Origin of the sequence: Pseudomonas sp. REB1044, from assembly GCF_038813925.1 — a bacterium.
GTDB classification, from domain to species: domain Bacteria; phylum Pseudomonadota; class Gammaproteobacteria; order Pseudomonadales; family Pseudomonadaceae; genus Aquipseudomonas; species Aquipseudomonas boreofloridensis.
Genome location: NZ_CP046139.1, coordinates 1,353,929 through 1,366,279, shown reverse-complemented (window position 1 = coordinate 1,366,279; position 12,351 = coordinate 1,353,929). Strand labels below are relative to the sequence as shown.

Genomic DNA, 12,351 nt, shown 5'->3' with positions numbered 1-12,351 from the left:
AGGGGGCGTGATTTGCGACATGGAAATAACTGTCAGCGACACGACCATAAACTTACCGAAAGGTTCCGTTTTTGGTGTCGCCAAGATTACCCAGCGTGATATACATTTTTCGCGGACATAAAAAGAAAGCGCTGCCCCGTATAACCAAAAACAGTTGGGCGTAGCGGTACTCTTCCTAAACCAAAGGAGCAAATCACGATGCGCGTGATGAAGTGGAGCATGATCGCCCTGGCTGTTGCAGCAGGGACTTCGCAGATGGCTGTCGCCTCTTCGCAGGACGAGTCCAAGGGCTTCGTCGAAGACAGCAAGCTGAACGTTAAGATGCGGAACCTGTATTTCAGCCGTGATTTCCGTAACCGTGAAAACAATCCTCTGGGGCCGACCCAAAGCCGCGCAGCTGAGTGGGGACAGGGCTTCACTGGCACCTTCGAATCTGGATTTACTCAGGGCTCCGTAGGTGTGGGTGTAGATGCAATCGGCATGCTGGGCATAAAGCTGGACGGCGGTAAAGGCACGTCGGGCACAGGCCTCTTCCCCACGGGATCGGATGGTCGCTCGGAGGATGACTACTCCAAAGGATACGGCGCGGTGAAGCTTCGTGTCTCCGACACCGTGCTCAAGTACGGCGGCCAATTCACTGCACTGCCAGTATTTGCGACCGATGACAGTCGACTGCTGCCAGAAGCCGCCGAAGGTTTCTTGCTAACCAGTAGAGAAATCAAAGGCTTGGAGCTGAACGCAGGTCATTTCACGCGCCTGGATGCTCAGGCCGCTAGCTACAAAGACAGCATTGGCGGCCTCGACAATAATCGCATCAAGAGACCCGGCCTGACCGAAGCAAACTTCTTCGGGGGCACCTACACGATTACAGATGGCCTAAGCACCAGCCTCTACTACTCCAAAGTCGAGGACTACTGGCGTAAATACTACGGCAACGTGAATTGGGCGGTGCCACTCTCCGACAAGCAGGGCCTGACGTTCGACTTCAACATCTATGACACCAAGAGCGTTGGCAGCGCCAACTACAAAGCCTACGATGGTGACAAGCTGGACAACCGTGCTTTCAGCCTCTCGGCCGCCTACAATCTCGGCGCGCACACCTTTACAGTGGTTTACCAGAAAGTCACCGGCGACGGCGACTATGGTTACGGCGTCGATGGCGGCGGTACCGTGTTCCTAGGCAACTCCGTGGCCCGATCCGACTTCAACGCCGAAGGTGAAAAATCCTGGCAGGCGCGCTATGACCTGAATTTCGCCGAATTCGGCGTGCCCGGCCTGAGCTTCATGACCCGGTACGTGCGCGGGACCGGCGCCAACGTTGCTTCTCCAAGCGACCCCCTTGTTTCTATAAACAACGGCAAAGAGTGGGAGCGTGACATCGACGTGAAGTACGTCCTGCAGGAGGGCCCTGCCAAGGATCTGAGCTTCCGCGTCCGCCAGGCCACCTACCGCTCCAGCGATGGCGTCTACTACGGCTCTAATTCGATCGACGAACTGCGCCTGATCGTCGAATACCCGCTGAGCATCCTGTAAGCCCCGGCTTGCATCGTTGCGCCACGAAGAAGCCCGGCATTCGCCGGGCTTTTTCATGGCTGACAAAGGCAGGCGCCCTGGGGCATCCTGTACGCCTTCCTCTGACGCCCGTACAATGCGGGGTCTTTTCAAATACTCAGGCAATCGACACGGCTTCCCATGCGCACCAGTCAATATTTGCTCGCCACCCAGAAAGAAACTCCGGCAGACGCCGTCGTCATCAGCCACCAGCTCATGCTGCGCGCCGGCATGATCCGCAAGCTGGCCTCCGGCCTGTACACCTGGCTGCCGATGGGCCTGCGGGTAATGCGCAAGGTCGAGCAGGTCGTGCGCGAAGAAATGAACGCTGCCGGCGCCCTCGAAGTGCTCATGCCCAGCATCCAGCCCGCTGAACTGTGGCAGGAGTCTGGGCGCTGGGAGCAGTACGGCCCTGAGTTGCTGCGCGTGAAAGACCGTCATGACCGTGAGTTCTGCGTGGGCCCGACCCACGAGGAAGTGATCACCGACCTGGCGCGCAACGAGCTGTCCAGCTACAAGCAATTGCCACTGAACATGTATCAGATCCAGACCAAGTTCCGCGACGAAATCCGTCCGCGCTTCGGGCTGATGCGTGGCCGCGAGTTCATCATGAAGGACGCCTACTCCTTCCATGCCGACCAGGCTTCGCTGCAGGAAACCTACGACCGCATGCACCAGGCCTACACCAACGTCTTCACCCGCCTGGGCCTGGACTTCCGGCCCGTGCAAGCCGACACCGGCTCCATTGGCGGTAGCTACTCCCACGAATTCCACGTCCTGGCCTCTTCCGGCGAGGACGATGTGATCTTCAGCGACAGCTCCGACTACGCCGCCAACATCGAGAAAGCCGAAGCGATTCCGCGCGAAACCGTGCGCCCGGCACCCACCGAAGAACTGCGCCTGGTCGATACGCCCAACGCCAAGACCATCGCCCAATTGGTGGAGAGCTTCGGCCTGCCGATCGAGAAGACCGTCAAGACCTTGATCGTGCGCGGCAGCGAGGAAGGCAAGCTGGTTGCCCTGGTGGTACGCGGTGATCATGAGCTCAACGAAATCAAGGCCGCCAAGCTCGAACAGGTCGCCGACCCACTGGTCATGGCCAGCGACGCGGAATTGCGCGACGCCATCGGCGCCGGCGCAGGCTCGCTGGGCCCGCTGAACCTGCCACTGGAATGCGTCATCGACCGCTCGGTCGCCTTGATGAGCGACTTCGGCATCGGCGCCAACATCGACGATAAACACTACTTTGGCGTGAACTGGGAGCGCGATCTGCCGGTGCCACAGGTGGCCGACCTGCGTAATGTGGTCGAAGGCGACCCGAGCCCGGATGGCCAAGGCACGCTGGTGATCAAGCGCGGTATCGAGGTGGGGCACATCTTCCAGCTCGGCACCAAGTACAGCGAAGCGCTGAAGTGCCAGGTACTGGGCGAAAACGGCAAGCCCGTAGTGCTTTCCATGGGCTGCTATGGCATCGGTGTCTCCCGCGTGGTTGCTGCGGCCATCGAGCAGAGCCACGACGACAAGGGCATCATCTGGAATGATGCCTTGGCGCCGTTCCAGATCGCCCTGGTACCCCTGCGCTACGAAACCGACGCCGTACGTGAAGCCACCGACAAACTGTATGCCGAGCTGACGGCGGCTGGCTTCGAGGTGCTGCTGGACGACCGCGACAAGAAGACCAGCCCCGGCATCAAGTTCGCCGACATGGAACTGATCGGCATCCCACATCGCATCGTCGTCAGCGACCGAGGCCTGGCCGACGGCAACCTGGAGTACAAGCACCGTACCGAGCAGGACGCACAACCGCTGCCACTGAACGAAGTGCTGACCTTCCTGCAGGCCCGCATCCGCCGCTGACCCATACCGCACGAGTGACCATGTCCAAGCGAAGTACCTTTACCCTGGGGGGCGCCGCACTCTGCGGCGCCCTGTTCCTCAGCGGCTGCGCCAACCCGATGTCCCAGCGCAGCGAACACGAGGAGCGTGTCGAGCGCAAACTGCTCGAACACAGTCTGCAGATCGATGTCGGCGAGCCCAAGGTCATGGAGCTGCCGCAACGACGCGTGCGCGTCAACGAGCAGCGGCGCTTCGAAGTCACCGAGTTCGAGGTCACTCGCCGCTACGACCGCTACACGCCCTACCAACCCTGGCGGGAGATCTACGAGATTCCGCTGGGCGCGGTGGCCGTGGTGGCCGGCATCGGTGCCAATGTGGTCAACGTGCTCACCTTCGATAGCTTGCCCGAAAGCGTCACCCACGATTGGCTGAGCTATGGCCTTGCTGGGCTCAATCCGTTCATGAACGTGCAGTCCAACGGGCGTGCCCAGCAGAACCTGGCGGGCATCAGCGAAGTGCAGAAGGACCAGCGCGAAGAATTCACTCGCCTGCCATGGAACGAGCGCCTGGTCGAGGTCAAGGCCGGCAGCAAAACCCATGAACTGACCACTGACAAGAATGGCGTACTGCGCCTGAACCTGCTCGACAGCCCGTTTGCCGAGCAGAACCTCAATCGTGTCGGCACGCTGCACCTGGCGGTCGTCGACGAGGACAGCGGTATTCGCGGCGACGCCAGCCTGCTGGTGAGCGCCGGCCTGCGCAGCAAGCTGGTGGAGGCGCGCGAGCTGATCTTCGACGACCTCGAGGACGATGACGTGGGTCAGTGGGTACACCGGGTCAAGCGCCTTTCGGAGCTGGGCCTGGAAGAGGAAGCCAGCGAGCTGGAGCAGAGCCTGATCGAACTGACCCGTAACGATCCGGAGCTGCAGCAGGAATTCCTCAAGACCCTGACCAAGGAAACGGGCCGACTGGTTGCCGATCCAGGCGAGCGATAGCCGCCAGCACCCTGAAAGGGCCGCAATGCGGCCCTTCCTTTATAGCGTGGAAAATAACTCCAGCTGCTCATGGGCTCCGCGCAAGTCACGAAGCCGCACCCCGACCCCCAGCAATCTCACCGGCTTGCCGCCGCGAGCGAACGCCTGACTGAGCAGTTGCCGGTAGCTCTCCAGATCCCTGCCCGCCCCTGCCTGCTCCAAGGTGGTCTGACTGAAATCATGGAACTTGACCTTGACGAAGGGCTTGTCTGGCCGGTAGCTCGCGTCCATCCGCGCGATCCGCTGATTCAAGGTCTCGAGCAGGTCTGGCAATTTCTCCAGACAACTGCCCAGATCCGGCAGGTCATTATCGTAGGTGTTCTCGACGCTGACCGACTGACGCCGGCTGTCGGTCTGCACGGCACGCTCGTCGATTCCATGGGCCAGCCCCCACAGCCGTTCGCCGAAGCTGCCGAATTCGCGCACCAGGCTCAGACGTGACCACGCTCGCAACGCCTGGCACGTATCGATGCCAAGTCGCGACAACTTGTCGGCAGTGACCTTGCCGACGCCATGCAAGCGGGCAACGGGCAACTCGGCGACGAACGCTTCGACCTGCTCCGGCCTGATCACGAACAGCCCGTTGGGCTTGCGCCAGTCGCTGGCGATCTTGGCGAGGAATTTGTTGGGCGCCACTCCGGCAGACACGGTGATGTGCAGGGTTTTCGCGACACGCCGGCGGATATCTTCGGCAATGCGCGTGGCGCTGCCGGAAAACCACTGGCTGTCGGTGACATCCAGATACGCCTCATCGAGCGACAAGGGCTCGATCTGGTCGGTGTAGTCGCGAAAGATCGTGTGAATCTCCCTGGAGGCTTCACGATAGGCCTCGAAGCGCGGCTTGACGATCAACAAGTCGGGGCATAGCTTCACGGCGTGCCCTGAGGACATCGCCGAACGTACCCCGTAGGCCCGCGCCTCATAATTGCAGGTGGCGATCACCCCGCGCTGACCCGGCTGCCCGCCCACGGCCATGGGCCGACCTGCCAGACGCGGGTCGTCACGCATCTCGATGGCCGCATAAAAGCAGTCGCAATCAATGTGGATGATCTTGCGCAGAGACATGGATGACCGTCACCACTGTAAATTCATACAGATATTACAGCATGGCTTCCATGTGCCGTCAGCCCCGACATGCACTGTCAAACGCATCCGTGCGCACCTAGCGACACCGCTGAAACAGCATTGCCCAAGAGGCAACATCGGGCGATGCTCACCCGCACAACGCTAAGAGATTGAACCAAAAAGGTTTTTTTGAAATAAAGCTTGACTCCCTCAAGGATCTGCGTAGAATTCGTTTCCACAGGCGCGGGATGGAGCAGCCTGGTAGCTCGTCGGGCTCATAACCCGAAGGTCGTCGGTTCAAATCCGGCTCCCGCAACCAGATTCGAGAGAAGGCCACTATTCACACAGTGGCCTTTTTCTTTGCCCTGGAAAAATATTCCTTAAAATCAAAGATTAACGCTTGACACCCCAGCTACATTGCGTAGAATGCGCACCACTGACGCGGGATGGAGCAGCCTGGTAGCTCGTCGGGCTCATAACCCGAAGGTCGTCGGTTCAAATCCGGCTCCCGCAACCATATTCGTCAGAACAGGCCCCGCCTATCCCAGGATAGCGCGGGGCTTGTTGCGTTCGGCGTTTAAAAAGTTTCGCCTGCGCACGCTGTAGCCGTCTGCCACCTCAATGAACTAACTTTAACTAACCTGAAACGGATAAAGCTGCTCCACCCGGAGTACTATCTGGACACGTTTTCCAAAGGGACTTTCACTTGGCCGCACGTCTCCTCTGCCTCGCGCCCGTTGTCCGAGGTATCTCATGACTTCCAGCTCTCCCGATTCCCAGGCCCCCATCACCGCCGCGCTGCCCACTGCCGCACAGCGCCTGCCGTGGCTGGAGCGACTGAGCAAATATCGCCAACCTTTAGGGCTGGCAATCACGCTGCTGCTGTTCGCCATGGCTTTGATCGCCTGCCGCCACCTGCTCAGCGAGCTGGACATCTATGCGCTGCACGACGCCATGCTCAGCGTGCCGCGCCAGGCATTGCTCGGTGCGTTCGTCGCCACAGCGGCAGGTTTCGTCATTCTGCTGGGCTACGAGTGGTCGGCGGCCCGCTATGCTGGCGTCAAGCTGCCGCCCAGGATCATGGTGCTGGGCGGCTTCAGCGCGTTCGCCATCGGCAACGCCATCGGCCTGTCCATGCTGTCAGGCGGGTCGGTGCGCTATCGGCTTTACGCAAGGCAGGGCATCGGCGCTGCCGAAGTGGCGCGGATGACCGTTTTCGCTAGCTTGTCGTTGGGTTGTGCTCTGCCACCCTTGGCTGCGCTGGCAACGCTGAGCGATCTGCAATCGGCCTCTACTGCGCTGCGGCTGTCGCCACTTCTGCTAGGCAGTATTGCCACTGCGGTGCTGCTGGCGAGCGTGGTCCTGGCCGTCGGCCTGTATCGTCGCCGTGCCGAAGAGCAGCCGCTGGCCGACAACCTGCTGGTCAAGCTGGGCCGTCGCACGCTGCGCTTGCCCAGCGCGCGCCTGACCGGCCTGCAACTGCTGATCACCGCACTCGACGTGGCCGCGGCTGCCACGGTGCTCTACCTGCTGCTGCCCGAGGCGCCGCCCTTCGGTGCGTTCGTCCTGGTGTACCTGTTGGCCCTGGCGGCCGGGGTACTCAGCCACGTTCCTGGCGGTGTCGGCGTGTTCGAAGCCATCCTGCTGGCAGCCTTCGCCAATCAGTTGGGTGCTGCGCCCTTGGCTGCCGCGCTGCTGCTGTATCGGCTGATCTACGTGGTACTGCCGCTGCTGGTCGCCTGCGTGCTGTTGCTGGTCAACGAGGCCCGTCGCCTGCTGTTCACGCAGCAAGCGATCAAGGCTGCCTCGGGGCTGGCCGCTCCGGTGCTGGCCATCCTGGTCTTCCTCTCCGGTGTGGTGCTGCTGTTCTCCGGCGTGACCCCTGAGATCGACAGCCGCCTGGAGCACATGGGCTTTCTCATTCCGCATCGACTGATCGACGCTTCGCACTTCGGTGCCAGCCTGATCGGCGTACTGTGCCTGCTGCTGGCCCAGGGGCTGCGGCGACGCCTGTCGGCAGCCTGGCTGCTGACTACCATCCTGCTGCTGGCCGGTGCCTTGCTTTCGCTGCTCAAGGGCTTCGACTGGGAAGAGGCGTCGATGATGATCTTCACCACCGCCCTCCTTGCGCTGTTCCGCCGCTCGTTCTACCGACCCAGCCGCCTGCTCGAACTGCCCTTCTCGCCCATTTACCTGGTGGCCAGTGCCTGCGTGGTCGGCGCCTCGGTCTGGCTGCTGCTGTTCGCCTACCAAGACGTGCCTTACAGCCACAGGCTCTGGTGGCAGTTCACCCTCGACGCCGATGCCCCGCGTGGCCTGCGCGCCGCGCTGGGCAGTGCGGTACTGCTGGTGATCGTCGCGCTGACCTGGCTGTTGCGCACTGCGCGTCCGGTCATCCACCTGCCCACTGAAGAAGAACTGCAGCGCGCCAACCGCGTCCTGCTGGCCTCCGACCAGCCCGACGGTGGTCTGGCGCTGACCGGCGACAAAGCGCTGCTGTTCCACCCCAACGACAATGCGTTCCTCATGTATGCCCGTCGCGGCCGCAGCCTGGTCGCGCTGTACGATCCGATCGGTCCGGCCCAGGAGCGCGCCGAGATGATCTGGCAATTCCGCGACCTGTGCGACCTGCATCACGCTCGCCCCGTGTTCTACCAGGTCCGCGCCGAGAACCTGCCGTTCTACATGGACATCGGCTTGACCGCGATCAAGCTCGGCGAGGAGGCGCGGGTCGACCTGGGCCGCTTCGACCTGGAAGCCAAGGGCAAGGAGATGAAGGACCTGCGCTACACCTGGAACCGAGGCGCACGCGACGGCCTCACTCTGGAAGTCCACGAGCCGGGCATGGCACCCCTCGAGGAACTGCGGGAAATCTCAAATGCCTGGCTAGCCGGCAAGAACGTACGCGAAAAAGGCTTCTCCCTCGGCCGCTTCAGCCCGGAGTACCTCAAGCACTTCCGTATCGCCCTGATCCGCTTCCAGGGCCGCCCGGTGGCGTTCGCCAACCTGCTGGAAACCCACAGCAACGAGTTGGCCAGCCTGGACCTGATGCGCGCCCATCCTGAAGCGCCGAAGCTGACCATGGAATTCATGATGCTCGGCCTGATCCTGCATTATAAAAGCCACGACTACGCCCGCTTCAGCCTGGGCATGGTGCCGCTGTCCGGCCTGCAACCACGCCGCGGCGCCCCCCTGACCCAACGCCTGGGCTCGATGGTGTTCCAGCGCGGCGAGCAGTTGTACAACTTCCAGGGGCTACGGCGCTTCAAGGACAAGTTCCAGCCGGACTGGGAACCTCGTTACATGGCAGTGCCTGCCGGGCTTGATCCCCTGGTCGCACTGGCCGATACCGCCGCCCTGATTGCTGGCGGCCTGACTGGATTGGTGAAACGCTGATGATCCGACGTTACTGGCTGTACCTGCTGATCCCCGTGCTGCTGGCCGCATTGGCCGGCGGCGTGGCCTTCTGGATGTGGACTCGGCCTGCGCCCGAAGCCCGAATCGAACACCTCACCCTGGACGATGGCAGCAACCTGACCCGCGTCACGCCCGGCGTGCGGGCCAAGAGCCTGGTGGCCGTCGGCGTGCCGCACGATCAGGCACTGACCGACAAGCAACTGCTCGACCTCAGCCAAGCCGGCGAAGCGCAGCTGGTGCAGGTGATCCTGCCGACTGGCGACTGCGGCAAACAGCAAGTGGCGCTGGACCAGGCCATGGCCAAGCTGTCCGGGAAACCGACCCTCGTCGCCGGCATCGGTCCAGGCGCCTCCCAAGCGTGGCGCTGGCTCGCCGCGCAACGCGACGACAAGGCGCGCGCCATCTCGGTGGACTTCAATCTCGAACAGCCTGGCTGCCAGGTGGCGATGCCCAAGACGGCTGCGCACGGTCACTGGAACGTAGCCTGGAACGACAATCCGGATGACGCCAGCGCCGCCTTCGTGCGTGATCAGCCCAATGCCGAGACCAGCATCAGCGACTATGACATTCACTTGCCGCAAGTGCTCAAGGCCCAACTGACGCAGGCCTTGGTAGGCCGCGACGGCAATGCGCTGGCCATTCCCGTGGTCGAGGTGCCGGCCGGACAAACCACGGACACCGTCACCCTGTTCCTCTCCGGCGACGGCGGCTGGCGCGACCTGGACCGCGATGTCGCCGGCGAGATGGCCAAGCTGGGCTATCCGGTGGTTGGTATCGATACGCTGCGTTACTACTGGCAGCACAAAACCCCTGAGCAGAGCGCCGCCGACCTGTCGGAACTGATGCAGCACTATCGTCAGAAATGGGGCACCAAGCGCTTCGTGCTGACCGGCTACTCGTTCGGTGCCGACGTGTTGCCGGCCATCTACAATCGCCTGCCTGAAGCCGATCAGAAACGTATCGACGCCGTCATCCTGCTGGCCTTCGCCCGCAGCGGCAGCTTCGAGATCGAAGTCGAAGGCTGGCTCGGCAAGGAAGGCCAGGAAGCACCGACCGGCCCGGACATGGCCAAGTTGCCGGCTGCCAAAGTGGTGTGCATCTACGGCGAAGAAGAGACCGACGAAAGCGGCTGCACCGACAAGACCGCGGTGGGCGAGCGTCTGAAACTGCCAGGCGGCCACCATTTCGACGAGAACTACCCGGCGTTGGCCAAACGCCTGATCGGTGAGATCGAGACCCGCCAGGGCAAATCGAACGTCGCCGAGCAGTAACAGCACAAGGGCCGCATCGCGGCCCTTGTAGTTTCATTCAGATCTCGACCTGGGTGCCCAGCTCGATCACCCGGTTCAGCGGCAGGTTGAAGAAGCGCAGATTGCCGTTGGCATTCTTCAGCAAGAAGGCGAACAGGTTGCTGCGCCAGCGCGACATGCCTACCAGACGTGAAGCAATCACCGTCTCGCGGCTGAGGAAGTAGGTGGTACGCATGGGGCTGAAATCCAGCGCATCGAGATGGCACAGGCGCAGCGCTGCCGGCACGTCCGGCTCATCCATGAAACCGAAATGCAGCAGCACCCGGAAGAAGCCGTCGCCATAGGCTTCCACCTCGAAGCGCTCGGCCTCCGGCACCCGTGGACGGTCCTCGCTGATCACCGTCAACAGCACCACCTGGCTGTGCAGCACCTGGTTGTGCAGCATGTTGTGCAACAGCGCGTGGGGCACAGCGTCCGCCCGCGCAGTCAGGAACACTGCGGTGCCTTCGACCCGGTGCGGTGGCTGGACACGGATACTGCCGATGAACACGGGCAACGGCAGCGCGCCCTCGTCGATACGCTCCACCAGGATCTGCTTGCCACGCTTCCAGGTACTCATCAATACGAACAACACGATCCCCGCCAAGACCGGGAAGGCACCGCCCTGGACGATCTTCGGCACGTTGGCAGCGAAGAACAGCCCGTCTACCAGCAGGAAGCCCACCAACAAGGGGACAGCCAGCAGCGGCGGCCACTTCCACAGCAGCAGCATCACCGCAGCGACCAGAATGGTGGTCATCAGCATGGTGCCCGTCACCGCGACGCCGTAGGCCGCAGCCAAGGCGCCAGACGACTCGAAACCGATGACCAGCAACACCACACCCACCATCAGCGTCCAATTCACCGCGCCGATGTAAATCTGGCCCTGCTCATCGCTGGAGGTGTGCTGGATCTGCATGCGCGGCACATAACCGAGCTGGATGGCTTGGCGAGTCAGGGAGAAGGCCCCGGAAATCACCGCCTGCGAGGCAATCACCGTGGCCAGGGTCGACAGCGCCACCAGCGGCAGCAAGGCCCAGTTCGGGGCCAGCAGGTAGAAGGGGTTGCGCGCCGCCTCCGGGTTCTGCAACAGCATCGCCCCCTGGCCGAAGTAGTTGAGCACCAGTGCTGGCAGCACCAAGGCGAACCAGGCCCGGGCAATGGGCTTGCGGCCGAAATGGCCCATGTCGGCGTAGAGGGCTTCGGCGCCGGTCAGCGCCAGCACCACGGCCCCAAGAATGGCCACGCCCATGCCCGGATGGACGATGAAGAAGTTCAGCGCCCATCCCGGATTGAACGCCTTGAGTACCTCCGGGCTCTGCTGGATGCCGTGCATGCCGAGCACCGCGAGCACCAGGAACCACACCACCATGATCGGTCCGAATGCCTTGCCGATCTTCTCGGTACCGTGCTTCTGTACCAGGAACAACGCCACCAACACCACCAGCGAGATCGGCACCACCCAATGGTCGATACCCTCGAATGCCAGCCCCATACCTTCAACCGCCGACAGCACGGAAACCGCCGGCGTGATCATGCTGTCGCCATAGAACAGCGAAGCGCCGACCAGCCCGCAGCCGACCATCAGCATGCGCAAGCGCGGGTATTCAGCCGTGGCGCGTCGCGCCAGTGCGGTGAGTGCCATAGTGCCGCCCTCGCCCTGGTTGTCCGCGCGCAGGATGAACATGACGTACTTGAACGACACGACCCACAGCAGCGACCAGAGAATCAGCGACAAAATGCCCAGCACCCCGTCATGGTCAACCTGTACGCCGTACCCCCCGGTAAAGACTTCCTTGAGCGTATACAACGGGCTGGTGCCGATATCGCCATAGACCACCCCCACAGCTGCCACCAGCAGGCCCAACGGCCGTGCCGCCCCGTGCCCGCCCTCGGCGTGACTGCTTGCCTGAACCATCGACCACTCCCGCAGACGGCCCCACCGGGCCGATAGTATTCGCACCGGACGCACTGCGCAGACTTCAAAGCACAGCCTGAGACGTCCGAACCGCCGTCGTGCTCCAGCCATTGGCGACAGCCAGAGTCGACGGCGCGAAGCATAGCGCAGCGCTCGTCGCTTTTGTGCTGGTCAAGCGACCCCGTGCTCGCTAGAATTGCGCACTTTTTGATCAGAGGCGCTGAAAACGCCCGCCTGGATC

The 12,351-nt window shown here is 62.3% G+C and carries 7 protein-coding genes and 2 tRNA genes; 7 read left to right on the top strand and 2 right to left on the bottom strand.

Annotated features, from left to right (window positions below; genetic code table 11):
- Positions 1 to 198 precede the first annotated feature (198 nt).
- The 3 genes from GKC70_RS06345 to GKC70_RS06335 all read left to right on the top strand — a co-directional run bounded on the left by GKC70_RS06345 (position 199) and on the right by GKC70_RS06335 (position 4,382).
- A complete protein-coding gene (locus tag GKC70_RS06345; RefSeq protein WP_342650784.1) occupies positions 199 to 1,533 on the top strand; it encodes an OprD family porin in 1,335 nt (444 codons plus the stop codon).
- Between the two features lie 159 nt (positions 1,534 to 1,692).
- Positions 1,693 to 3,408 (top strand): proline--tRNA ligase, encoded by a 1,716-nt coding sequence (locus tag GKC70_RS06340; protein WP_116888785.1) that lies wholly within the window; start codon positions 1,693 to 1,695, stop codon positions 3,406 to 3,408.
- Between the two features lie 20 nt (positions 3,409 to 3,428).
- Positions 3,429 to 4,382, top strand: coding sequence for a hypothetical protein (locus tag GKC70_RS06335; protein WP_116888787.1), 954 nt, complete (start codon positions 3,429 to 3,431; stop codon positions 4,380 to 4,382).
- A gap of 39 nt (positions 4,383 to 4,421) precedes the next feature.
- On the opposite strand, the gene dinB is transcribed toward GKC70_RS06335, so the two are convergent.
- A complete protein-coding gene (gene dinB / locus GKC70_RS06330) occupies positions 4,422 to 5,480 on the bottom strand; it encodes a DNA polymerase IV (protein WP_162889595.1) in 1,059 nt (352 codons plus the stop codon).
- A gap of 248 nt (positions 5,481 to 5,728) precedes the next feature.
- On the opposite strand from dinB, the gene GKC70_RS06325 reads away from it, so the two are divergent.
- The 4 genes from GKC70_RS06325 to GKC70_RS06310 all read left to right on the top strand — a co-directional run bounded on the left by GKC70_RS06325 (position 5,729) and on the right by GKC70_RS06310 (position 10,174).
- Positions 5,729 to 5,805, top strand: a tRNA-Met gene (locus tag GKC70_RS06325).
- A 121-nt stretch (positions 5,806 to 5,926) separates the two neighbouring features.
- Positions 5,927 to 6,003: transfer RNA gene (locus GKC70_RS06320), tRNA-Met, on the top strand.
- Positions 6,004 to 6,239: 236 nt separating this feature from the next.
- On the top strand, positions 6,240 to 8,882 hold the full coding sequence (gene mprF / locus GKC70_RS06315) for a bifunctional lysylphosphatidylglycerol flippase/synthetase MprF (protein ID WP_342650783.1): 2,643 nt from the start codon (positions 6,240 to 6,242) through the stop codon (positions 8,880 to 8,882).
- Complete coding sequence (locus tag GKC70_RS06310; RefSeq protein ID WP_029611908.1) at positions 8,882 to 10,174, top strand: AcvB/VirJ family lysyl-phosphatidylglycerol hydrolase; 1,293 nt, start codon at positions 8,882 to 8,884, stop codon at positions 10,172 to 10,174. Before mprF ends, GKC70_RS06310 begins: the two co-directional genes overlap by 1 nt.
- Before the next feature lie 37 nt (positions 10,175 to 10,211).
- On the opposite strand, the gene GKC70_RS06305 is transcribed toward GKC70_RS06310, so the two are convergent.
- A complete protein-coding gene (locus GKC70_RS06305; protein ID WP_342650782.1) occupies positions 10,212 to 12,110 on the bottom strand; it encodes a potassium transporter Kup in 1,899 nt (632 codons plus the stop codon).
- Positions 12,111 to 12,351 lie beyond the last annotated feature (241 nt).